The sequence below is a fragment of the Pantoea sp. JZ2 genome (assembly GCF_035191405.1).
Lineage (GTDB): Bacteria > Pseudomonadota > Gammaproteobacteria > Enterobacterales > Enterobacteriaceae > Pantoea > Pantoea stewartii.
The window spans coordinates 1,867,931-1,891,521 of sequence record NZ_CP045247.1; the positions used below are offsets into that span (position 1 = coordinate 1,867,931).

Annotated in this window: 23 protein-coding genes and 1 other annotated feature; of the genes, 12 read left to right on the plus strand and 11 right to left on the minus strand. The window is 56.8% G+C overall.

Annotated features, from left to right (window positions below; genetic code table 11):
- The 4 genes from hisC to hisL all read right to left on the minus strand — a co-directional run bounded on the left by hisC (position 1) and on the right by hisL (position 3,474).
- Positions 1 to 1,071, minus strand: coding sequence for a histidinol-phosphate transaminase (hisC, locus tag GC087_RS09100; RefSeq protein ID WP_033740442.1), 1,071 nt, complete (start codon positions 1,069 to 1,071; stop codon positions 1 to 3).
- A complete protein-coding gene (hisD, locus tag GC087_RS09105) occupies positions 1,068 to 2,375 on the minus strand; it encodes a histidinol dehydrogenase (RefSeq protein ID WP_006119828.1) in 1,308 nt (435 codons plus the stop codon). Before hisD ends, hisC begins: the two co-directional genes overlap by 4 nt.
- 3 nt (positions 2,376 to 2,378) lie before the next feature.
- Entirely contained in the window at positions 2,379 to 3,278 is a 900-nt protein-coding gene (gene hisG, locus GC087_RS09110; RefSeq protein ID WP_006119827.1) for an ATP phosphoribosyltransferase, read from the minus strand.
- Positions 3,279 to 3,330: 52 nt separating this feature from the next.
- Positions 3,331 to 3,451, minus strand: a sequence feature (His leader region).
- A complete protein-coding gene (gene hisL, locus GC087_RS09115) occupies positions 3,427 to 3,474 on the minus strand; it encodes a his operon leader peptide (protein WP_100396937.1) in 48 nt (15 codons plus the stop codon). (Overlaps the previous feature by 25 nt.)
- A gap of 178 nt (positions 3,475 to 3,652) precedes the next feature.
- Between hisL and GC087_RS09120 the strand changes: the two genes are divergently transcribed.
- Complete coding sequence (locus GC087_RS09120; protein WP_006119826.1) at positions 3,653 to 4,480, plus strand: SDR family oxidoreductase; 828 nt, start codon at positions 3,653 to 3,655, stop codon at positions 4,478 to 4,480.
- A gap of 46 nt (positions 4,481 to 4,526) precedes the next feature.
- Here the strand turns inward: GC087_RS09120 and GC087_RS09125 are convergent, their stop codons facing one another.
- From GC087_RS09125 to puuD, 3 genes are read right to left on the minus strand one after another with little or no spacing between them, the layout of a single operon-like run.
- The gene (locus GC087_RS09125; RefSeq protein ID WP_039338107.1) at positions 4,527 to 5,804 is read right to left on the minus strand and encodes an NAD(P)/FAD-dependent oxidoreductase; all 1,278 of its coding nucleotides are present in this window, start codon (positions 5,802 to 5,804) and stop codon (positions 4,527 to 4,529) included.
- 27 nt (positions 5,805 to 5,831) lie between these two features.
- Positions 5,832 to 6,389 carry an HTH-type transcriptional regulator PuuR gene (gene puuR / locus GC087_RS09130; RefSeq protein ID WP_054633493.1) on the minus strand — a complete coding sequence of 186 codons (558 nt, stop codon included), beginning with the start codon at positions 6,387 to 6,389 and terminating at the stop codon, positions 5,832 to 5,834.
- Positions 6,386 to 7,147, minus strand: coding sequence for a gamma-glutamyl-gamma-aminobutyrate hydrolase (puuD, locus tag GC087_RS09135; protein ID WP_324030360.1), 762 nt, complete (start codon positions 7,145 to 7,147; stop codon positions 6,386 to 6,388). The genes puuR and puuD overlap by 4 nt, the downstream gene beginning before the upstream one ends.
- 213 nt (positions 7,148 to 7,360) lie before the next feature.
- Here puuD and GC087_RS09140 point away from each other — a divergent pair, with 213 nt between their 5' ends.
- The 3 genes from GC087_RS09140 (at position 7,361) to GC087_RS09150 (ending at position 10,513) form a co-directional block, all read left to right on the plus strand.
- Entirely contained in the window at positions 7,361 to 8,776 is a 1,416-nt protein-coding gene (locus tag GC087_RS09140; RefSeq protein ID WP_033740953.1) for a glutamine synthetase family protein, read from the plus strand.
- A 224-nt stretch (positions 8,777 to 9,000) separates the two neighbouring features.
- Complete coding sequence (locus tag GC087_RS09145) at positions 9,001 to 9,165, plus strand: hypothetical protein (RefSeq protein ID WP_006119821.1); 165 nt, start codon at positions 9,001 to 9,003, stop codon at positions 9,163 to 9,165.
- On the plus strand, positions 9,155 to 10,513 hold the full coding sequence (locus tag GC087_RS09150) for an APC family permease (protein WP_039338101.1): 1,359 nt from the start codon (positions 9,155 to 9,157) through the stop codon (positions 10,511 to 10,513). The genes GC087_RS09145 and GC087_RS09150 overlap by 11 nt, the downstream gene beginning before the upstream one ends.
- A gap of 41 nt (positions 10,514 to 10,554) precedes the next feature.
- On the opposite strand, the gene ygbI is transcribed toward GC087_RS09150, so the two are convergent.
- Entirely contained in the window at positions 10,555 to 11,322 is a 768-nt protein-coding gene (gene ygbI, locus GC087_RS09155) for a DNA-binding transcriptional repressor YgbI (RefSeq protein ID WP_324030361.1), read from the minus strand.
- A 264-nt stretch (positions 11,323 to 11,586) separates the two neighbouring features.
- On the opposite strand from ygbI, the gene ltnD reads away from it, so the two are divergent.
- The 5 genes from ltnD (at position 11,587) to GC087_RS09180 (ending at position 16,642) form a co-directional block, all read left to right on the plus strand.
- Positions 11,587 to 12,492 (plus strand): L-threonate dehydrogenase, encoded by a 906-nt coding sequence (ltnD, locus tag GC087_RS09160; RefSeq protein WP_033740433.1) that lies wholly within the window; start codon positions 11,587 to 11,589, stop codon positions 12,490 to 12,492.
- Positions 12,492 to 13,754 carry a 3-oxo-tetronate kinase gene (otnK, locus tag GC087_RS09165; RefSeq protein WP_324030608.1) on the plus strand — a complete coding sequence of 421 codons (1,263 nt, stop codon included), beginning with the start codon at positions 12,492 to 12,494 and terminating at the stop codon, positions 13,752 to 13,754. Before ltnD ends, otnK begins: the two co-directional genes overlap by 1 nt.
- A complete protein-coding gene (locus tag GC087_RS09170) occupies positions 13,747 to 14,373 on the plus strand; it encodes a 3-oxo-tetronate 4-phosphate decarboxylase (RefSeq protein ID WP_006119816.1) in 627 nt (208 codons plus the stop codon). The genes otnK and GC087_RS09170 overlap by 8 nt, the downstream gene beginning before the upstream one ends.
- The gene (locus GC087_RS09175) at positions 14,373 to 15,158 is read left to right on the plus strand and encodes an HPr family phosphocarrier protein (protein ID WP_039338095.1); all 786 of its coding nucleotides are present in this window, start codon (positions 14,373 to 14,375) and stop codon (positions 15,156 to 15,158) included. Before GC087_RS09170 ends, GC087_RS09175 begins: the two co-directional genes overlap by 1 nt.
- 128 nt (positions 15,159 to 15,286) lie before the next feature.
- Positions 15,287 to 16,642, plus strand: a complete 1,356-nt coding sequence (locus GC087_RS09180) for a GntP family transporter (protein ID WP_054633499.1) — start codon at positions 15,287 to 15,289, stop codon at positions 16,640 to 16,642.
- Between the two features lie 45 nt (positions 16,643 to 16,687).
- Here the strand turns inward: GC087_RS09180 and sbcB are convergent, their stop codons facing one another.
- Entirely contained in the window at positions 16,688 to 18,109 is a 1,422-nt protein-coding gene (gene sbcB / locus GC087_RS09185) for an exodeoxyribonuclease I (RefSeq protein WP_324030365.1), read from the minus strand.
- 197 nt (positions 18,110 to 18,306) lie between these two features.
- Between sbcB and dacD the strand changes: the two genes are divergently transcribed.
- The 3 genes from dacD (at position 18,307) to tmaR (ending at position 21,216) form a co-directional block, all read left to right on the plus strand.
- Entirely contained in the window at positions 18,307 to 19,464 is a 1,158-nt protein-coding gene (gene dacD / locus GC087_RS09190) for a serine-type D-Ala-D-Ala carboxypeptidase DacD (protein WP_172913000.1), read from the plus strand.
- 209 nt (positions 19,465 to 19,673) lie between these two features.
- Complete coding sequence (locus tag GC087_RS09195; RefSeq protein WP_033740425.1) at positions 19,674 to 20,729, plus strand: FUSC family protein; 1,056 nt, start codon at positions 19,674 to 19,676, stop codon at positions 20,727 to 20,729.
- 160 nt (positions 20,730 to 20,889) lie between these two features.
- Entirely contained in the window at positions 20,890 to 21,216 is a 327-nt protein-coding gene (gene tmaR, locus GC087_RS09200) for a PTS system regulator TmaR (protein ID WP_033740422.1), read from the plus strand.
- 72 nt (positions 21,217 to 21,288) lie between these two features.
- Here tmaR and GC087_RS09205 read toward each other — a convergent pair whose 3' ends face one another.
- Together GC087_RS09205 and GC087_RS09210 are read right to left on the minus strand one after the other, a co-directional pair.
- The gene (locus tag GC087_RS09205) at positions 21,289 to 22,347 is read right to left on the minus strand and encodes a LacI family DNA-binding transcriptional regulator (RefSeq protein ID WP_324030366.1); all 1,059 of its coding nucleotides are present in this window, start codon (positions 22,345 to 22,347) and stop codon (positions 21,289 to 21,291) included.
- A 92-nt stretch (positions 22,348 to 22,439) separates the two neighbouring features.
- A complete protein-coding gene (locus tag GC087_RS09210; protein WP_324030368.1) occupies positions 22,440 to 23,354 on the minus strand; it encodes a ketopantoate reductase family protein in 915 nt (304 codons plus the stop codon).
- Positions 23,355 to 23,591 lie beyond the last annotated feature (237 nt).

The window sequence follows — 23,591 nt, forward strand, 5'->3', positions numbered from 1 at the left end:
TTACTCCAGAGATAAGGCTTGCAGCGCGGCGATCAGGCGTTCGCACTCGGTGCGGGTTCCCACCGAGATGCGCAGACAACCTGCGAGGCCGGGGTTCTTGTTTTGGTCACGCAAAATAATGCCCTGATCCCACAAGGTTTTAAACACCTTTGGTGAATCGGTAAAGCGCACCAAAATATAGTTGGTTTCGCTGGGGAAGACCTGCTCCACAACGCGAATTTGCGGCAACTGTTCAAACAACCAGCTACGGTTGGCATTCAGCTCATCGACGTGCTGGCGCATTAAGGCAATCCCTTCGTCGCTCAGTGCCTGGCCCGCCACGTCGGCCACCGGTGTCGCCAGCGGATAGGGTGCAATCACCTTCATCAGCAGATCGATAACCGGCTTATTCGCCAGCGTAAATCCGCAGCGCAGACCGGCCAGCGCGAAGGCTTTCGACAGGGTGCGCAGAATGACCAGGTGCGGATATTCGCGCAACCAGCCCGCCAGCGTCGCCTGTGGACAAAATTCAATATAGGCTTCATCCGCGACGACCAGCGCTTTGCCGGCGGTCATCGCCAGTAGCTGACGGATAGCGTCCTGATCAATCAGGTTGCCCGTGGGGTTGTTCGGGCTGCACATATAAACGACTTTCACACCGTCGAGCTGTTCGGCAATCGCGGGCAGGTTCAACTGCCAGTCTTCACGTGCCGGCACGGTGCGGTACTCAATGCCGATAGTTTCCGCGCTGACGCTGTACATACCGTACGTCGGTGGGCAGAACAGAATCGCGTCTTTGCCGGGCTCACAGAACGCCCGCATCAACAGCTCAATGCCTTCATCTGCGCCGCGGCTGACCAGCACCTGCTCAGGAGACAGGCCCGCGTAAGCCGCATAGCGGGTGATTACCTGCTTCGGCTGGCACTCCGGGTAGCGGTTCAGGGTTTGCTGCGACAGCTCAAAGGGCACCGGCAGCGGAAACTCGTTAGCATTCAGCCAGACATCACCGTTGCCGCCCAGACGGCGCGCCGACTGATAAGGCGTCAGCGCACGCACATTGGCGCGGGCCAGTTGTTCAATATCCTGACTCATGCTTGCTCCTTGAGCGCGGTGACGCGCAACGTGACGGCATTTTTGTGGGCATCCAGCTGCTCCGCGGCAGCCAGGGTTTCAATGGTGGCGGCGAGATCCATAAAGCCCTGCGGCGTCAGTTCCTGTACCGTCATACGTTTCTGGAAGTCGGCCAGCCCCAGGCTGGAGCAGGTCGCGGTATAACCATAGGTCGGCAGCACATGGTTCGTGCCGGAGGCATAATCGCCTGCGGACTCGGGCGACCAGTCGCCCAGGAACACGGAGCCTGCGCTGGTGATTTGCTCAACCAGGTCGCGCGGCGTGCGGGTTTGCAGAATCAGGTGCTCCGGACCATAGCGGTTGGAAATCGCCACACACTGTTGCAAATCGCGGGCCACGATCAGGCGGCTGCTTTCCAGCGCCTTACGGGCCGTGGCGGCACGCGGCAGCTGCGCCAGCTGTTGTTCGACAGCGTCAGCCACGCGCTCAGCCAGTCCCTGTGAAGGCGTCAGCAGAATCACCTGCGAATCCGGCCCGTGTTCCGCCTGAGACAACAGGTCGGACGCCACGAACGCGGGCGTGGCACCGTCGTCGGCGATCACCAGCACTTCTGACGGGCCCGCGGGCATATCGATCGCCGCGCCATCGAGGCTCTGGCTGACCTGACGTTTGGCTTCGGTGACCCAGGCGTTGCCCGGTCCGAAAATTTTAGCCACTTTCGGCACGGTCTCGGTGCCGAAGGCCAGGGCGGCAATGGCCTGCGCACCGCCCACCTGAAATACTTCTTCTACGCCACACAGCTGGGCCGCATAGAGAATCTCGTCGGCAATTGGCGGCGGTGAGCACAGCACCACGCGGCCGCATCCGGCAATACGTGCCGGTGTCGCCAGCATCAATACGGTGGAAAACAGCGGGGCGGACCCCCCGGGAATATAGAGGCCGACCGATTGCATCGGGCGCGTCACCTGCTGGCAACGCACGCCCGGCTGGGTTTCGATATCCACAGCTGGCAGAATCTGCGCACGGTGGAAAGTCTCGATATTGGCGACCGCCACCGCCATTGCCTGTTTGAGTTCATCACTGAGACGATCGCTGGCAGCCTGCATCTGCTCAGCGGTCACGCGAAAATCCGTCAGCTCAACCTTGTCAAAGCGCGCGCTAAAATCGCGCAGAGCTGCGTCGCCTTCGCTTTTCACGCGCGCCAGAACGTCACGCACAATCTGACTGATGCTGTCAGAGGCAGACAGCGCCGGGCGTGCCAGCAGCGCCTGTTGCGCCTCCGCGCTGCACGCCTGCCAGTTCACGGGTGTCATGATTTTGCTCATCGTTTACTCCAGCATTTTTTCGATTGGCAGCACCAGAATCGAACTGGCACCCAGCGCTTTGAGTTTTTCCATGGTTTCCCAGAACAGCGTTTCGCTGCTCACCATGTGCATTGCCACACGGCTCACATCGCCCGCCAGCGGTAACACGGTTGGACGCTCGGCGCCCGGCAGCAGGCTAATGACTTCTTCCAGACGCTCGCTCGGTGCATGCAACATGATGTATTTGGATTCACGTGCTTTAATCACGCCCTGAATACGGGTCATCATTTTATCGATCAGCTCCTGCTTGGCCGCGGGCATGTCGCCGTCGCGCTGAATCAGCACGGCTTTAGAACGATAGATGACTTCCACTTCACGCAGACCGTTCGCTTCCAGCGTGGCACCGGTGGAGACCAGATCGCAGATCGCATCAGCCAGGCCGGCACGCGGCGCCACTTCGACCGAGCCGTTCAGCAGACAGGATTTAAAGGCGATACCTTGCTTGTCGAGATACTGTTTTAACAGGTGAGGATAGGAGGTGGCGATGCGGGCATTGTTCAGGCACTGCGGGCCGGTGTAAGCGTCATCGACCGGCATGGCCAGTGACAGACGACAGCCGCCAAAGTCGAGGCGACGCAGCGTGAAGTAGCGAGGATCTTCCCCCTGTGCGCGGCGCGTCAGTAACTCTTCTTCCAGCACGTTTTCGCCGATAATGCCCAGATCGACCACGCCGTCCATCACCAGGCCCGGAATATCGTCATCGCGCACGCGCAGAATATCGATAGGCATATTTTCAGCGAAGGCGATCAGACGCTGTTGCTGAAGATTGATTTTGATCCCGCAGCGCGCCAGCAGCTCGCGTGAATCATCGCTCAACCGACCTGATTTCTGCATAGCTATGCGTAAACGGCTATTGTCTAACATTGTTCCTGTCCCCTTAATTAACCTGTCCTGAATGCGTATTTTGCGTCAGCCCATAAAAAAACCCCCGGAAGACGATCTTCCGGGGGTTCTCTTGCGTTCGCACCACTGGAAGATCCTAGACGTCTTCCAGCACACATCGCCTGAAAGACTAGTCAGGGTGATGGTGGTGATGATGGTTGAACTGAACGCGTGTCATAAAATTCTCGATAATGAAAAGTTATTCATTTGTGTGGAATTAACCTAACGAAGATAGTTGAAATTGGCAACACTTTTTTAATGTTGTTCTTCGCAAAGCACAGAAACACTTTGCACTGGTTTGCAACTCAGGGGCAGCTTAAGATGGCTGAATCTTGACGTTCGCAGCAGGAGACAATATGAAAAAGGTCGCAATTGTAGGACTCGGCTGGCTGGGCATGCCGCTTGCGATGGCGCTGACCGCGCGAGGCTGGCAGGTGACCGGCAGTAAAACCACGCCGGATGGCGTAGAGGCGGCCCGTCGCTGTGGCATCGATGCGTTTCAACTTGAACTGACGCCCGAACTGGTCTGTGAGGCCGAGGACCTGGAGGCGCTGTTTGACGTGAATGCGCTGGTTGTCACCCTGCCCGCCAGCCGCACGGCAGAGGGCGGCGACGCCTATGTGCAGGCAGTACAAAACGTGGTGGATACCGCGCTGGCGCGCAATGTCCCACGGATCATCTTTACCAGTTCCACCTCCGTCTATGGCGGCAGCGCCGGTATCAAAACGGAGAAAAGCCCGCTTCAACCAGAAACCACGGCAGGCAAAACGCTGGTGGACCTGGAAAACTGGCTGCACGACTTACCCGGCACCAGCGTCGATGTATTGCGTCTGGCCGGGCTGGTGGGCCCGAAACGGCATCCCGGTCGCTTCCTGGCCGGCAAACAGGATTTACCCAATGGATCGCACGGGGTGAATCTGGTGCATCTGGATGATGTGGTGGAGGCGATTATGCTGCTGCTGCAAACGCCAAAAGGCGGCAGGACGTTTAACCTGTGTGCGTTGAAACATCCGTCCCGCGCCCATTTCTATCCCTGTGTGTCGCGCCAGCTGGGCATGACGCCGCCCACCTTTGAACCGCAGACGCACGACGACAGCGGTAAGTTGATTGACGGCGCACGTATCTGTCACGAGCTAGGCTTTGAATACCGCTATGACGATCCGCAGAAAATGCCGCTGGAATGAGTGTGGCTTTCCCCTTAGCGGGGAAAGCGTCGTATTCTGTTCCTGATCACACGCCGAGTCGGTCGCGTAAGGCATACCAGGCGGCACCCATGGCCGTCAGCGGCACTTTAAATCGCCGTCCGCCAGGGAAGGGCAGATGCGGAAGCTTCGCGAAGGCATCAAAGCGCTCAGCATCCCCACGTAACACTTCGCTTATCAGCTTGCCGGAAAGGTGCGTGCAGGTCACGCCGTGGCCGCTGTCGCCCTGCATAAAGTAGACGTTGTTTTCCAGCCGACCAAACTGTGGCATGCGCGACAGCGTCAGCAGAAAATTTCCGCTCCAGGCGAAATCAATCTTCACGTCCTGCAACTGCGGAAAGGTGCGTAGCATTTTAGGCCGGATCATCGTGATCACATCGCCAGGCTCGCGCGCCCCATAAACCACACCGCCACCATAGAGCAGCCGGTTGTCGGCGGTCAGGCGGAAATAGTCCAGCAGATAATTGGAATCTTCTACCGAATAGTTGTTGGGTAACAGCGCTAATGCCCGGTCACGGGACAGCGGTTCGGTGGCAATGATTTGCGAGCCGCACGGCATGCTTTTGCGACTCAGGCGCGGTTCGAGTTCGGAAGGCAGATAAGCATTGCCGGCAAAAATCAGAAACGTGGCGCTGACTTCTCCCTGTGCCGTTTTTACCCGATTAGGTGAACCGTAGCTGACGCTTAACGCGGCGGACTGTTCATAGATACGACCGCCGTGGCGACGAATGGCTTCGGCTTCTCCCAGCGCCAGATTCAGCGGATGCAGATGTGCGCCGCGTTTGTCGAGCAGCCCACCTACATAGCGCTCTGAGCCGATCTCGCGACGAATGCCGCGCTCATCTAATAGTTCAAGCTGGTCGTTACCGTAACGCTGCCAGGCGGCTTTTTGACTGGCCAGGTGCGCCATCTGACGGCGGTTAAACGCGGCGAAGATACCGCCCGGGCGGTAATCGCAGGCGATCGCGTAACGGTCGATACGATCGCGAATAATATCACCGCCTTCAAACATCATACTGCCCAGCATTTTTGCGCTGTCTTTGCCGTAGCGTTGTTCAATCACATCCACGTCGCGGCTGTAGGAGTTCACGGCCTGGCCGCCATTGCGGCCGCTGGCACCATAACCAACGCGAGCCGCTTCAAGCAGCACCACATCGTAACCCGCTTCGGTTAAAAACAGGCCGGCCGATAAACCCGTAAAACCGGCACCAATAATGCAAACGTCACACTGGATGCTTTCCTGCAGCACCGGCCAGGGCGCATGGGGGTTCCGTGTGGAGGTGTAGTAGTTTTCTACGTAATTCATATCAAGCTCCTTGGCGAACGTCCCCGATTAAAAATTGGCGGGCGTATGGGCGCTGACGATGCGACAGGGCACATCGGCCTGGTTGGTAAAACTGTGCGGCAAACCCGTATCGATCACGTAACTTTCGCCGGCCGTCAGATGAAATTGCTGTCCGTTAACTTCCAGTACGATGCGCCCTTCCAGCAGGGTACCGGTCTCTTCGCCCGCATGGCGTAATTTTTCGCCGGTGCTGGCCCCTGGCTGGTAAGTTTCCAGTAACATGCCTAACGCCCGGGTTTTCGTGCCGTTATCAACCAGTTTAAGCGAAACGCCCTGACTGCCGATTTCCAGCAGATCTTCAGGCCGGACCACCACTTTGGGCGCGTCCTCAGCATGCGGCTCCGAAAAAAACGCAGACAAAGACAGGCCATAAACCTTCAGTAACTTTTGCAGCGTGCTGACCGCCGGGCTGACCTTGTCCTGTTCGATAGTACTGATGGCGCTGTGGGTCAGTCCGGCCAGTTCCGCGACGCGCCGTTGTGACAGTCCCATGGCCTGACGGATCTGCGCCAGGCGGCGTCCCGGAGCCTGAGCCGCATCATTCATACCTTTTTCCTCTGGTGATAGTGCAGGGCGGCCTGAATAAAGCCGTCAAACAGCGCAAAGGACGGCGTGGCGGGTTTCAGCTGCCATTCAGGATGCCACTGTACGGCAAGGGCGAAAGGATGCGCTGGCAGGCTGACCGCCTCAATCAGACCATCGGGCGCACGGGCCTCAACGTGCACCTGCGGTCCCGCTTCACGAATGCCCTGGTGATGAACGGAGTTGACGGTGATCGACGCACGCCCCTGCAGCCTGTCCAGCAATCCTCCCGGTGCAATCTGGATGGCATGAGCGGGTGCGTAAGTTTGTTCAGGTGAGGCATCCTCGTCTGCATGGTGGCGCTGAAACTGCGGATGGTGGTCAAGGTGGCGATACAGGGCACCGCCGTTGGCCACGACCAGCTCCTGCATGCCCCGACATATGCCCAGCAGCGGCACCTGTTTGCCGACAGCATGCGTAATAAGGTTAAACGCCAGGCGATCGCGGCCGGCATCTGCCTCCGGCTCTTCGCCTTCTTCGCCATACAGCCAGGGCTCCAGGTGGCTGGGGCTCCCGGTCAGCAGAATGCCGTCCAGCACAGCCATAGCGTTTTCTGATAGATGCGGGGCAGCCATAAGGTGATGGGGCAGGGCAAGCGGCACGCCGCCCGCCAGGACGATGGCATCAAGATATTTGTTGTGGACAGACTGAACCGGGTGGCCCTGATTGTGCGTCTGGCACATCACTACGCCAATCAAAGGCTTGTCAAAAATAATGCCCATCTTTCCCCCTTAACTGCTGTTCGAAATATTTGACGAAAAGGGCATGTCTGATGGTTAAGTGTGCAATATTTTGTCAATCTAGCAATCCATTGGTCGATATTCAAACATATTTGTTACATTTGCACACTTTTTACGTTAGAGCTATGTTAGATGAGTGGCGGTTTTTTTGAGCATTACGCACTCCCATTTTTGTGGTCAAAGGCGGATGAAATCATGACTAACCTGGTAGAAGTAGAAGACTTCACGCTTCACAGTGAAGAGAGACGAACCAGCGCGTTCCAGCAAGAAGTGAAAAACTGGCTGGAGCGCCACCCTGAAACGCAGTATGTCGATATCTTGCTCAACGATTTAAATGGTGTTTTTCGCGGTAAGCGCATCCCGGTTTCGGCCTTAGCCAGGCTGGAAAAAGGCTGCTACTTTCCCGCCTCGGTTTTTGCCATGGATATTCTCGGCAATACCGTCGAAGAGGCCGGTCTGGGCCAGTCGCTTGGTGAACCCGATAACCTCTGCCTTCCCGTCCATGGCACACTCGTCCCTTCCGCCGCCGATCCGCAACACATTGCACAACTGCTGTTAACCATGTGCAACCAAGATGGCACTCCCTTTGACGTTGAACCCCGAAATGTTCTGAACCGGCTGTGGCAACAGCTGCGTAATCGTGGACTGTTTCCGGTGGTAGCGGTAGAGCTGGAGTTCTATCTGGTCGATAAAAAGCGCGATGCAGAAGGCTATATTCAACCGCCCTGTGCGCCAGGCAGTGACGATCGCAACAGACAAAGCCAGGTTTACTCGCTGGATAATCTCGATCACTTCGCCGATGTCCTGCGTGATATCGATGCGCTGGCCCGTCTGCAGGGCATTCCTGCGGATGGCGCGCTGGCGGAAGCCTCGCCGGGGCAATTCGAAATCAATCTCCATCATACCCGTGATGTGCTGAGCGCCTGCGACCATGCTATCCAACTCAAGCGCCTTATCCGCCAGGTGGCAGAGAACCACGGCATGACGGCAACGTTTATGGCAAAACCCTATGAGGACTATGCCGGAAGCGGGATGCACGTCCATATCAGCATGCTTGATGCCGCTGACCATAATGCCTTTGCCTGTGATGACGGAAGCGATTCCCCGCTGCTGAAACGCACGCTGGCGGGCATGATTGACCTTATGCCTGCCTCCATGGCGCTGCTGGCCCCCAACGTCAATGCCTTCCGTCGTTTTGTGCCCGATGCCTACGTTCCTTTGCAGGCGTCGTGGGGCCACAATAACCGTACGGTAGCGTTGCGTATTCCCTGTGGCGATCTGGAAAGTCGCCGTATCGAGTACCGGGTAGCCGGGGCGGATGCGAATCCTTATCTCGTCATGGCTACCATTCTGGCCGGCATGTTGCACGGCCTCGATACGCAGCTGCCGCTGCCACAGCCGGTTAAAGGAAACGGCCATGAAGCGGAAGGGCTGGCGCTGCCGATTCGGCAGAGCGATGCACTCTATGCCTTCGAAAGCAGCTATCCTTTACAAAAATTACTGGGTGAGAAATTTGCCAAAGTGTGGTTTAGCTGCAAAAATTATGAGCTTATGCAGTTCGAAAGATTAATCACTGCCACCGAAATCGACTGGATGCTGAAAAACGCCTGATTAAAATTTTGCATTCTATGCGACAACGTCTTGAAATAATGCGTTGGGTTAGGGCAAAATACGCCCCCTGCAAATTCAGAACATAACCGACGCTCACCGCGCCGGTTATTTTTTTGCATATTGTTTTTAACGCGTAGCATTTAGCTGACACCAACGAGGCCGGGCACGCACCCGGATAGATAAACACTGAAAACACGCAGCCGCGTGAGATTGAGGATGTAAAGATGGGGATGTTTAACACTCTGCCAGCCCAGGCTGGTACACGTTTCCGTGATGACTACGGCGCCGCGCTGGCCGCCAGCCTTACTCCCTGTCGCTTAATGCGCAGTTTCCTTGTGAATCAACCCAGCCAGGTTGCTGCGCAAGGAGGACTGAAGCATGTCGCTTAATACCTCTGCCGCACCACAACGTGCCCAACTGAAAAAAACGCTGACGTTACTTCCTGTTGTCATGATGGGCTTGGCCTACATGCAGCCGATGACCCTGTTTGATACCTTTGGTATCGTATCGGGCCTGACGGACGGTCACGTTGCCACCGCTTATGCTTTCGCCCTGATTGCGATTCTGTTTACCGCCGTGAGTTACGGTAAGCTGGTACGCCGCTTCCCATCTGCGGGCTCCGCTTATACCTATGCTCAGAAGGCCATCAGTCCGCACGTCGGCTTTATGGTGGGCTGGTCATCGCTGCTGGACTATCTGTTCATGCCGATGATCAACATTCTGTTGGCTAAAAACTATTTTGAAACCCTGGTGCCAGGGATCCCGTCGTGGATTTTCGTGGTGCTGCTGGTGGGCTTTATGACGCTCTCCAACCTTAAGGGCATCAAAACGGTCGCTAACTTCAACAGCGTGATTGTCATCCTTCAGGTGGTGGTCATGGTCGGTATCACCGCGATGGTGATTTACGGCGTGGCGCACGGCGAAGGTGCGGGAACAGTGGTAAGCAGTAAACCGTTCTGGTCTGAAAACGCCCATGTGGTGCCGATGATCACCGGTGCGACGATTCTGTGTTTCTCATTCCTCGGTTTTGACGGCATCAGTTCGCTGTCAGAAGAAACGAAAGATGCAGAACGTACCATTCCGCGTGCGATTTTCCTGACGGCGCTGATTGGTGGCCTGATGTTTATTGTCGCGTCGTACTTCCTGCAACTGTATTTCCCGGACATCTCGCGCTTTAAAGAGCCGGATTCGTCGCAGCCTGAAATCATGCTGTATGTGGCCGGTAAAGCGTTGCAGATCGGTATCCTGATCTTCTCTGTGGTCACGGTACTGGCGTCCGGTATGGCAGCGCACGCAGGCGTTTCACGTCTGATGTACGTGATGGGCCGTGATGGTGTGTTCCCGGAGCGTTTCTTCGGCTATATCCATCCAAAATGGCGCACGCCGTCCCTGAACGTGATTCTGGTGGGTGCCGTAGCGTTGATGGCGATCAACTTCGATCTGGTCACCGCGACTGCGCTGATTAACTTTGGTGCGCTGGTTGCGTTTACCTTCGTTAACCTGTCAGTGATTGCGCAGTACTGGGTACGTGAAAAACGGAATAAGACCCTGAAAGATCACGTCCAGTATCTGGTTCTGCCGATGATGGGTGCCCTGACCGTGGGTGCACTGTGGGTTAACCTGGAGCAAAGTTCTATGGTGCTGGGACTGATCTGGGCCGCGATTGGTATTGTTTACCTGGCCTTTGTGACGCGCAGCTTCCGCAATCCCGTTCCACAGTTTAGCGAAGAAGTGTAATCCCCCGGCCCTGCTCATTCACAGAGCAGGGCCGTTTTCTGTCAGCTTTTACTTGCCAGCAGCAGTTCCCAGCTTCCTGCCTGTAACGCATTCCGTCCTGCGGCATTTAACTGATCATCTGTCACAATCACATCAAACTTTTCCAGCGGTAAGGCCAGCCACGTCGCGATTTTATCGTATTTCGAGCTGTCGCTGAGCAGCACGCGTTTGCTGCTGACGTCACACACGGCCTGTTTAACCGCTACCTTGTCTTCATCCGGCGTAAACAAACCGCGCAATCCCCAACTGGAAGTGGAGACAAAGGCAATGTCAATTGCCAGTTGCCGCAGGTGGCGTGCGGCTGCATCGCCAATGCAGGAACGGTTATCCCGACAGACGGTGCCACCGGTATGAATCACCCGGCAGCGGCTCGCCTCCATCAGCAAATTGGTCACCATAAAATCATTGGTGACCACTAACAGGTCCTCCCTGTCGGCAATTTCCCGCGCCAGCGCCAGTGTGGTCGTACCGGCATCCAGATAAATACAGCTGTCAGGCGGAATCAGCTGAGCGGCCAATTTGCCGATAGCGTTTTTTTCTTCATTACACAGCGCGGTCTTGGTCAGGTGCGAGGGTTCGCTCGCCAGGCGGTTAGCGGAGCGCACGCCACCGGAAACCGACAGCACCGCGCCCTGTTCCTCCAGCTTCTGCAAGTCCCGACGAATCGTCATGTGTGACACGCCAAAACGCTCGGTCAGTTCGGCGATGCTCATTACGCCGCGCTCGGCCACCAGTGCCAGAATCTGTTGATGACGCTCAACGGGGATCATATACACCTCGGTTTATCATTTTTTCACATTGTAGGGGATGCCTTCACAAAGACGCACGGAAAATTTGCACCAGATCCCCTTTGCTGGTGGCGATTTGACCGCGATACCTGGTAATAACAGTTACGTGGCTGATGTGAATAAATGTTCAACTGCGGCCTTATGAAGTTAATTTATGTGAAATACGGCACGTTTTTACCTGCACTTTCCTGCCACTATTACCAGCAGAGACCAAAAATTCACTTAATTTAACAAGGGAGGCCACCGATGCCCGCTTCAAAGATCTGTGTCATAGGTTTAGGCTCAATGGGAATGGGCGCGGCGCAGTCCTGCATCCGGGCTGGGCTGGCGACATGGGGCGTTGATCTGAATCCGCAGGCCTGCGAAACGCTGCGCCAGGCAGGCGCGCGTGACGCGCAGTCGTCGGCTCATGCCTTTGCCGAACACCTGGATGCTGTCCTGTTGCTGGTCGTGAATGCCCGGCAGGTTAATGCGATTCTGTTTGGCGAGCAGGGGCTGGCGGCCAGGCTGAAGCCGGGCACGGCGGTGATGGTATCCTCCACCTTGTCCGCGCAGGATGCGCAGCAGATCGCCGCCAGACTGGCGGACTGTCAGTTGCTGATGCTGGATGCGCCAGTGTCCGGCGGGGCCGCCAAAGCCGCCAGTGGCGAGATGACCGTGATGGCATCCGGGAGCGATGCGGCCTTTGCGGCTTTGCAACCGGTACTGGATGCGGTCGCCGCAAAGGTTTACCGCGTCGGCACGGAAATCGGTCAGGGATCGACAGTCAAAATCATTCATCAGCTGCTGGCGGGCGTGCACATTGCCGCCGGGGCCGAAGCCATGGCGCTGGCCGCCCGCGCCGGGATTCCGCTCGATACGATGTATGAGGTGGTCACTAACGCAGCGGGCAACTCATGGATGTTTGAAAACCGTATGCGCCATGTCGTCGACGGCGACTATCGACCGAAATCCGCAGTGGACATCTTTGTCAAAGACCTGAATCTGGTCGCCGATACGGCGAAAGCCCTGCATTTCCCGCTACCGCTGGCCTCTACCGCGCTGAATATGTTCACTGAGGCCAGCAATGCCGGTTTTGGCCGCGAGGATGACAGTGCGGTGATTAAAATCTTCAGCGGCATTACGCTGCCCCAGCGCGAGGAGGCGATGTGATGCGCTTAGGGGTGATTGCCGACGATTTTACCGGCGCAACCGACATTGCCAGCTTTCTGGTGCAGAACGGGCTTTCTACCATTCAGTTTAACGGCATCCCAGAACAGACAACGGTCCCGGATGCCCAGGCCATTGTGGTCAGCCTGAAATCGCGATCCTGTGCGCCTGCGCTGGCCGTCAGTCAGTCGCTTGCGGCGCTGCGCTGGCTGCAGGCGCAAGGCTGTGAGCGCTTTTATTTCAAGTACTGTTCCACGTTCGACAGCACCGCTGCGGGTAACATCGGTCCGGTGACGGATGCGCTCATGGCCGCGCTGAATGAGACGCTGACGGTGATCTGCCCGGCATTGCCGGTCAACGGACGTACCGTTTATCAGGGCTACCTGTTTGTGGGGGGACACCTGCTGTCGGAGTCCGGCATGCGCCATCATCCTGTCACGCCGATGACCGACAGTAACCTGCTAAGGCTGATGGCGTGTCAGAGCACGGGAAAAGCCGGGCTTATTCCGTTAGCCACGGTCGAGCAGGGCGCAGGCGCGATAACAGAGCAACTTGAACACCTGCGTGCTCAGGGCGTGAATTATGCCGTAATCGACACGCTTACTGAGCAGCATCTGCTGAATCAGGGCGAAGCGCTGACGTCGATGCGGCTGGTCACGGGCGGCTCCGGGCTGGCAATCGGCCTGGCGCGCCAGTGGTCAACATCTGGCTGCGACGATGGTCAGGCGCAGCGCGCGGGCTATCCGCAGGGGCAGCGGGCCGTGGTGCTTTCGGGTTCCTGTTCACCAATGACCAACCGCCAGGTCAACGCGTATCGCCAGCAGGCACCCGCCCGGGAAATTCACGTTGAGCGCTGCCTCAACGATGAACAGTACGCCGGGGCGCTGTGCGACTGGGTCGTTGAGCATGCCGACGGGCCGCTGGCCCCGATGCTCTTTGCCACTGCGGATGCGCAACAGCTGCAGTCGATTCAGCAGCATTTCGGTGCACAGCGCAGCAGTGAGGCGGTAGAGCAACTGTTTGCTCAGGTGGCGAGAGATCTGCAATCCCGCGGCTGGCAGCGCTTTATCGTGGCGGGCGGCGAAACTTCGGGCGTGGTCGCCCAAAGCCTGGGCGTGACCGCCTTCCATATTGGTCCGGTGATTTCGCCCGGTGTGCCCTGGGTCAGAGATATCCAGCAGCCGCTGTCACTGGCGCTGAAGTCTGGCAATTTTGGCGATGAGCAGTTCTTCCGCCGCGCACAAACGGAGTTTTCACATGACTGAACAACAGGCCCGCGAAGAGATGGTCAGACTGGGTGCCTCGTTCTTCCAGCGTGGTTACGCCACCGGCTCGGCCGGTAATCTGTCGCTGCTGCTGGACGACGGCACCTTACTGGCAACGCCCACGGGTTCCTGCCTGGGCGAACTGGATGCGGAGCGTCTGTCTAACGTGACGTTACAGGGGGAGTGGATAGCCGGGGATAAACCGTCGAAAGAGATCGCCTTTCACCGGGCGCTATACCTGAATAATCCGGACTGTCGGGCGGTGGTTCACCTGCACAGTCACTACCTGACCGCGCTTTCCTGCCTGCAACATCTGGACAGCCAGAACTGCATCCGCCCGTTCACGCCCTATGTGGTGATGCGGGTAGGCGATGTACCGGTGGTGCCTTATTATAAACCGGGTGATGCGCGGCTGGCGGAGGATCTGGCGCTGCTTGCCCCGCGTTACCGCGCCTTCCTGCTGGCAAACCATGGTCCGGTGGTGGTCGGCAAAACCTTGCGCGAAGCGGCGGATAATACCGAGGAGCTGGAAGAAACGGCGCGTCTGATGTTTACCCTGGGCGATCGCGCCATTCGTTATTTAACCGCCGACGACGTCGCTGAACTCAGGAGCCGGTAATGCCAAAGTTTGCAGCTAACTTATCTACCCAGTTCAATGAAATGCCTTTTCTGCAACGCTTTGCCGCGGCGGCACAGGCGGGCTTCAGCGCGGTCGAGTTTCTGTTTCCCTACGAATATCCGGCTGAGCAACTGAAAGCGCTGCTGGCGGATAACGGGCTTAAACTGGTGCTGTTTAACACCGCACCGGGCAACGTTGACGCGGGGGAATGGGGCGTTTCGGCTATTCCCGGACGGGAAGCCGACGCGCGCGCAGATATCGACCGGGCGCTGGCATATGCACGGGCGCTGGATTGCCCACAGGTGCATATCATGGCCGCAACGGTGCCGCCGGGTGCCGATCGCCAGCGCTATGTCGAGACATTCATCCGCAACATGCGCTACGCGGCAGAACGATTTGCCCCGTATAACATCCGCTTGTTGATCGAAGCCCTTAATCCCACGACCAAACCGCACTATCTCTATGCCAGCCAGTATCAGACGCTGGAGATGGTCGACCTTATCGACCGGCCCAACGTATTCACCCAACTGGATCTGTTTCATGCCCAGATCGTGGACGGCAATCTCAGCCATCTGATTCGCCATTACGCCGGACGTTATCGCCATGTGCAAATCGCCGCCGCGCCCAGTCGACATGAACCTGACGAGGGCGAGATCAACTACCCCTGGCTGTTCAGCCTGTTAGATGAGGTGGGCTACGACGGTTGGGTCGGCTGCGAATATTTCCCGCGCGGCGACACCGTAGAGGGGCTGAGCTGGCTGGCGCCCTGGATGAAAAACCGCTGAGTTAACGTGAAAAAATCACACCGGTGCTGCGGTACCGGTGCCATTCTGCTCGTCTCTGAAACGGAGCGGCACCAGGTTGAGCTTTAACGAAAAAACGCGAAAAAAGATAACTATTCCAGAGGTTTACTATGACGACTGCGTTGCTGTTAGCCATTGCGACCGCCAGCATTGTGATATTGCTGTTGCTGGTCATTAAAGCCAAAGTCCATCCCTTTGTTGCCCTGTTAATTGTCAGTCTGCTGGTGGCCATCGCGACCGGTATTCCGGCTGAAAAAATCATGGAAACCATTATCAGCGGGATGGGCGGACTGCTGGGGCATATCACTATCATTATCGTGCTGGGGGCGATGCTGGGGGCCATTATCGAAGCCTCTGGTGGCGCAGAGTCGCTGGCCCAGCGTTTCAGCAAAACGCTGGGTTTGAAACGTACCGTTGCCGCCCTGACGATGGCTGCCTTTATTTTAGGCATCCCGGTATTTTTTGAAGTGGGCTTTATCATTGTCATTCCGCTGATCTACGGCTTTACCAAAGTGGCGCGGGTGTCCCCGCTGAAGTTTGGCTTACCGATGGCGGGCGTCATGCTGACTGTGCATGTGGCGCTGCCGACGCACCCTGGCGCCGCCGCCGCCGCGGCCATTTTGCATACTGATATGGGCTGGCTGATGATGCTGGGAATTCTGGTCTCGGTGCCGGTCGGTATCCTCGGCTATTACGTGGCAAAGGCAATGAACCGTCGGCAGTACCACCTGTCGGTTGAGGTACTGGAACAGTTGCAGATGGCGAAGCCGGAAGGGGTACAGAAGAAAAATGAACCCGCACCGCCGGGCGCGCTGACCATCAGCGGTTTGATCGTCGTCCCGATTGTGCTGATCGTGGCAGGCACGCTGTCGCACTCGCTGCTGACGGAAGACAGCCTGCTGCGCAAGGTGATGACGGTTATTGGCACCCCGCCGATTGCGCTGCTGATCGCCCTGGGACTGGCCGCCTGGCTACTGGGCCTGCGTCGTGGCTGGAGCAAGGACAAGCTGGAGGACCTGACCGGTCGCGCCATTCCGGGATCGGCCAGCGTGATTCTGGTGGCGGGCGCGGGCGGGGCGTTTGGTAAGGTACTGGTGGAGTCCGGTGTCGGCAACGCGCTGGCGCGGGCGCTGGAAACGCTGCATTTGCCCCTGATTCCTGCCGCGTTTATTCTGTCGCTGGCGCTACGCGCTTCGCAGGGCTCGGCAACCGTGGCGATCCTCACGACCAGCGGATTACTGACCCAGGCCGTGACTGGCATAGATGATATGCACCGTGTACTGGTCACACTGGCGGCGTGCTTCGGCGGTCTGGGCCTGTCGCACGTGAATGATGCAGGTTTCTGGGTGGTAACGCGCTATCTGGGCCTGTCGGTGGCGGACGGTTTAAAAACCTGGACGGTACTGACGACCCTGATGGGGCTGAGCGGCTTTGCCCTGACCTGGGCGCTGTGGTGGGTAATCTGATATACAAACCGGGAGGGCGACAGGCCTTCCCGGTCTGCCGGGACGTCAGGACACTAGTTCCTGCGCGTACCGGTACAACGCTTTAAGCAGAGACAGTTTTTCCGCGTCCCCTTCGTGCAGGCTGGCCAGCGATTCCAGCTCCATCAGAAAAGCCTGCACTTTTTCTGGATTCAGAACCTCACGGCGATGCTGAAGCCAGCGCTGCTGTTCGGCATCATCCAGCGTACCGGGGAAATTACGGGCGCGATAACGAAACAGCAGTTTTTCCACCCGCGGGCTGTCAAATGTCAGATTGAGCGCAGGCAGATTGGCAGGCGCGGTCTGGCGGATGATGTTCATTCCGGCGCGGTCGGCATCGCTAAAGAAACCGTCATAGAGCTGCGTGTCGACATCCTCTGACGGCGCAAAAGGTTCCGCCTCAGCAAAAATAGCCACCAGTTTTTCACGTACGTCAGGATGCTGACGCAGCGTGGCCAGATTATCCAGGCAGAACTGACGATCAATACCCAGCCGCCCGGCATCTTCCGGACGCAAGGTATTAGCGGGTGCCAGCACCGGACACTTATTGATGTGCACCAGTTTCACCGGCACGGCAGGCTGATCGCCCAGCTCGCTTTTAGGTGTGTACAGGCGCTCGCGCAAACTGTCCGCATCCAGCGTCAGCAGGGGCGCAATATCCCCGGCCAAATCCACCACGATCAACGCATTGCGGTTGTCCGGATGCCAGGCAAGCGGCACCACCCAGCTGGTATTGCCGCGCGCCGCGCCAAACATGCCAGAAACATGGACCAGCGGCTTCATCTGCGGGATGTCGATCAGGGTCATCAGTTTGTTTTTGTTGCGATGCGTAAACAAAAACTCAAACAGTTTTGGCTGTTTTTCTTTCACCAGTCTCGCCATTGCCAGCGTGGCATAGACATCCGACATCGCATCATGGGCGTTTTCGTGCGCCACGCCGTTGGCTTTGGTCAGATGCTCCAGCCGGAAGCTGGGAAAGCCGTCATCATTCTCTGGCCAGTTGATACCTTCCGGGCGCAGCGCATAACAGGCGCGCATCACGTCCAGCAAATCCCAGCGGGAATTACCGTTTTGCCAGCTCCAGCCATACGGATCGTAGAAGTTGCGGTAAAAGATATTGCGCGTCACTTCATCGTCAAAGCGCACGTTGTTATAACCCACGACGCAGGTTTGTTCGGTGGTAAACAGCGCATGAATACGGGCAGCAAACTCGGCCTCGTTCACGCCCCGGGAGGCGGCTAATTGCGGCGTAATACCGGTGATCATGACCGCTTCAGGCTGGGGCAGGTAATCATCCGGTGGGCTGCAGTAGAATACCTCTGGCTCGCCAATCGGATTGAACTCGCTGTCGGTGCGCAAACCGGCAAACTGTGCCGGACGATCCCGTTGCGGGCTGGTGCCGAAGGTTTCGTAATCGTGAAACAAAAAAGTGAATTCAGAGGCGGGCACGTCGCTGTCCTGTCTGCAAAAAATCAACGTTCAGGATAGTCGTCTGCGTGCCTGAGTACAACTGCCAGGGCGCAGGCTGTTGAATGGTGCGCAGCAGTTCATACTTTTTTTCAATTTATTTAAACCTTATTAAGGGTTTTGCCGTAAAACGTCCCGCTGTTCATGTCCGTTTTACTTGCTCAACTAAGGATGAAGTGTTGAAAAGGCGTCTGTTAATTACCGTAACTGTTTTTTGGGCTTCGCTGGCACAGGCCGACGATATGCCATTTCCTGTGACGCCACCGGCGATTGATGCAGCCTCCTGGGTGCTGATGGACGCCACCACGGGGCAGGTGCTGACCGCGGGCAATCCCGACGAGCGCCGGAATCCCGCCAGTCTGACCAAGCTGATGACCGGCTATGTGGTCGACCGCGCGATCGACCAAAAGAAAATTACCCGCGATGACATGGTGACGGTGGGAAAAGATGCCTGGGCAGCAGGCAATCCGGTCTTTAAAGGCTCCTCACTGATGTTTCTTAAGCCCGGTGATAAGTTAAGCGTGCGTGATCTCAGCCGCGGCGTGATCATTGATTCAGGCAATGACGCCTGCGTTGCGCTGGCGGATTACGTGGCCGGTAGCCAGGACAACTTTGTTAAGTTAATGAACCACTACGTGGAGAAACTGGGGCTGACGAATACCCATTTCGAAACCGTACACGGTCTGGATGCGCCGGGGCAATATTCCAGCGCACTGGATATGGCAAAACTGTCGCGCGCCATTATTGATGGCGAGCCCGATTTCTATGCCATGTACCGTGAAAAAACCCTCACCTGGAACGGCATTACCCAGAACAACCGTAACGGCCTGCTGTGGGACAACAACCTGCACGTCGATGGCCTGAAAACGGGCCATACTGAAACGGCGGGCTTCAATATTATTGCCTCCAACATTGTGGGGCAGCACCGCCTGATTGCCGTCATCATGGGCGGGAAAAGTGCGAAAGGGCGTGAAGAGCAGGCGCGCAAGCTGCTGGTCTGGGGCCAGAATACGTTTGATACCGTACAACTGTTCCATGCCGGTAAGAAAATTGGCAGTGAACATGTCTGGTACGGTAATCCGCACCAGGTTGACGTGGGCACGGCAAACGATGTTTATCTGTCACTGCCGCGCAGCGAAATCCCGAACGTCAAAGCCAAATACGTGATCAACCGTACCGATCTGGAAGCGCCACTTAAAGCCAATGAGAATATTGGTGAAATCCAGGTGATGGACAAGGACAAGCAGATCGCCAGCTATCCGCTGGTGGCACTCACCGCCGTTAACGAGGCGGGCGTAGTGAGCCGCATCACGGACTACCTGAAACGCAAGTTCTAATCGTTACGTCCCTGCTTCGCCTTCGCGGGGCAGGGATGAACCTGCTATCGTGCGTCATGTGTTGTCGTCGTGGTGAATTTTGCTGATTTCCGGGGCAGGGTTGTTGATAATGGTCCGCTCAACGCTGTACAAGCGAAAACATTGACGGCGCGCCAGGATCGGCAGGGCGCGACGCGTAGAATCATTTTTTTACCAGCGGACAAGCGACTTTGCGCTCTGATAAACCCATCTCAAATCTGGAATTCTGGTTATATCGTCATTACCGCAGCGTGCACGGGTTACGCATCGCAGTGGCGTTTCTGTGTGCGTTTCTGCTTGTCCGCGTCACGGGCATTCCCGAAGGCACCTGGCCTTTGATTACCCTGGTTGTGGTGATGGGGCCGATCTCAACCTGGGGAAACGTCTTCCCGCGCGCCATTCAACGCATTGGCGGAACGATTGCCGGGTCAATCTCTGGTCTTATCGCCCTCAGGCTGGAGATGATTTCGCTGCCCGGCATGCTGGCATGGTGCGCAGTGATCATGTTTATCAGCGGCTATCTGACGCTGGGGAAACACCCTTACATGGCATTGCTGATTGGCATCACGCTGTGCGTGGTTGTAGGCGCGCCAATGGGGGATTTCACCGTGGCGATGTGGCGCGGTGGCGATGTCATTTTAGGATCGTTACTGGCGCTGTTATTTACGGCCATCTGGGCGCAGCGTGCGTATATTCACTGGCGTATTCAGCTGTCAGATACGCTGGCAGAAATGGCCAAAATCTACCATGCGGGGTTTTCCGCCAACCTCGTGGAAAAGCCCCGGCTGAACAAACCGCTGGGCAAACTGCTCACCAGCGTGGTGAAAATGCGTGCCCTGCTGGAGCCGTCCAGTAAAGAAACCCGCATCCCAAAATCGGTGTTTGAAGCGATACAGACGTTGAACCGTAATATGGTGTACACCATTGAGATGCAAATTAATGCCTGGTGGGCATCACGCGAAAGTCATCTGATCATGCTGAATGCTCCGACGTTACGCCGCACGCAGGAGATGACCGAAAACGCGCTGCGAACCTTATCGGTCATGGCTGTGAAGGGGGAAACCTACGACATCATCGCGGCCAATCATGAGTTAACGGAAATCGTCAAAGAGCTTAAGCAGTTGATCGCTGACGGGAGTGACCGTCTGGAAGAAGCGCCGATTTATGGCTATGTCTGGCTGAGTCTGGAGCTGGCGAAGCAACTGGAACGCATGACGGATTTGATGCGCCTGGCGCTGCGTAAATAATCACCTCAGACAATGACTTAATGCGAAACCCGGTTTTTTTGCGCTAAGATAAGAGCCAGTCCGAATTTAGCTGTGAGAATTGCCCACAAGGCTGGCTGGCCGCTAAGCTGATCGTTTTGACTCTCTCCCTGCTTTAGCAGGCTTAAAGAAAGGTGCCATCATGGAAAATGCCAAGCAATCATTTCAGGACGTACTTGAGTTTGTCCGTACGTTCCGCCGCAAGAACAAACTGCAGCGTGAAATCGTCGATAATGAGAAGAAAATTCGTGACAACCAAAAGCGTGTGCTGCTGCTGGATAACCTGAGCGAATACATCAAACCCGGCATGAGCGTTGAGGCGATTCAGGAAATCATCGCCAGCATGCGTGCTGACTATGAAGATCGCGTGGATGAGTACATCATCAAAAACGCTGACCTGTCTAAAGAGCGCCGCGAGCTGTCTAAAAAGCTCAAGACCATGGGCGTGGGCGAGACGAAAACGCCATAAGGCAACGCGTATTATCGCGGATAACCAGCCCGCTCCAGCCATCCGGTTGGGCGGGTTTTTTTGCGTCCGCGATCAGCGGGACAGCTTGCGGGCAATCTGCTGTAACTGACGGGCCAGCGCGGATAAGTCTGCGTCTTTGCTGGCCGGCGCGGCGGTGGTTTCCCGTACGACCAGTACCGGCTCCAGCGTCCGTGACGCGACCGCTTCTCCCTGCAGCGCGGCCAGCGCCTGCTCCACGCTCGTGGCACCCAGTTGCTGGAGATCCTGACGAATCGTGGTCAGCGGCGGCTGGTACCAGGCGCTTTCTGCCGTGTCATCGTAGCCGACAATGGAGATTTCAGCCGGAATCGCCACGCCATGCTGATGCAATGCCCGCATGGCACCCAGCGCCATTTCATCATTCGCTACCAGCAGCGCCTGGGGCAGCGCGTCCGGTAACTGAGACAGCATAGCCTGGTAGCCCGACTGGGCACTCCAGTCGCCGCGCAGCACACAACAGGGAGACAGACCGTGACCGGCCAGCGCCTGGCGCCAGACCGCTTCACGCTGACGGGCCGATACCGAGCGAACCGGACCATTCAGCAGGCCGATGTGCGTATGTCCGAGCGCGACGAGATGCTCAACTGCGGCCCGCGCCCCTTTTTCATTGGAGTACTGGCAATGAGACACAACGGCGTGCGGTTCAGCATCCAGAAACAGTACCGGTTTTTTGCCACACAGATGACGGATTTTTTCCGCGTCGGCGGCCTCAAGCGGCATATTAATCAGCACGGCATCAACGCGCTGCGCCATCAGTTCATTCACCGTGGCTTCGGCATCGTCCGCGCTGTCCATGGCAATGACTAAATGGTAGCCGGCTCTGGCGGCGCGCTGCTGTATTGCCGAGGCAATCTGCGCTGGGGCCATTAACGCCAGATTGCTGGTGGCCAGGCCAAGGGTCCGCGTGGCTTTACCCGCTAACTGCTGCGCAACCCGATTGGGAACGTAGTTGAGCTGTTGCATCGCCGCTTCCACTTTTTCGCGGGTACGGGGAGAAACCTGCTCAGAGCGATTAAGCACACGAGAAACGGTTTGATAGGAAACGCCCGCCAGTTGGGCAACATCATCAAGGGTCACAGAGCGGGACGTCATTCTTCCTCCAAAAGATGAGGCAGCGAGTGTAACAAATTTCCGTTACCCACGCGTCGTGCAACGGCGTGGCTGCGTGCTCATCACATCCGTGTTTAACGGTTCTGTTGATAGATCTGCAGGTTGACATTGACCGCGTTCAACAGCGGTGCAGTGATGCCATGACGGCTGGCACGTAACAGCAGGTCGCCAATGATCGGGTCGGCTTCAATCGCAAAGCCCTGGGTCAAATCACGATACATTGAGGAGGTCATCGGCGTCGACGGGTCGTTCAGCAGCGCGTAGATTTTGGCGGTCACGGCCGGGCGCGGTTGGTAGCCCTCAGCACAGATAATCTGCAGCACTTCGCTATAAATGCCCTGAAGCAACAACTCGCCGCCTGGCTGGTTCAGCACCTGTTGCGTATTCCCCCGCGCCAGGCAGCACACGGCACCGAGCGTGCTCAGCAGCAGCCATTTTTCCCATAATTCACCGATAATGTTGTCGGTAAAAACTGTGTCGACCACACTGCTGCGAAGGGCAACATCAACCTGCTGAAGCCGGGCATCATTATTACCATCCAGCGCGCCGTAACAGATCTGGTGCAGAGGCGTTAACTGCACCACATGGCCCTGGTCGTTCAGCGTGGCGTTAATTTTGCACAGCCCACCGAGCACCCTGTCGGCACCAAAGTGGGTGACCAGCGTATCAATATGCCGCATGCCATTCAGGATCGGCATGATCAGCGTGTGCGGACCGACAGCCCGCGCAATGTCCTGGATGGCCTGATCCAGACCGGTGCTTTTGACCGTGATGATGATTAAGTCGTAATGCGTGTCCAGGCTGTCGGCAGTGATCAACGTCGGATGCAGCGTTTCCTGCCCTGATGGGGTCTGCAGCACCAGGCCCGTTTGTTGTAACTGACGGAAACGGCCTTCACGGACCAGAAAGGTCACATCCTGTCCGGCCTGCATCAGCCGCGCACCAAAATAACCGCCGGTTGCACCCGCACCTACCAGTAAAATACGCATCCCTTTTCCCTCTGTTAAACGCGCCTGTCCAGATGCAGGACAGAAAGTTTAGTTATGCGTTAAAACTCATTCTGCCCGCAAGCATTATTACATTCCGCATGGGCACAGAATCGCGCATTGATCGTGTTCCATTGAGCGCGACCTATGTCAAAAATCTTGAATATAGTGCTTAAGTATATTCACTATCCCTCATTACATGGCTGGCGTAACCTTATTTCATCGATGTTTATCATGCGA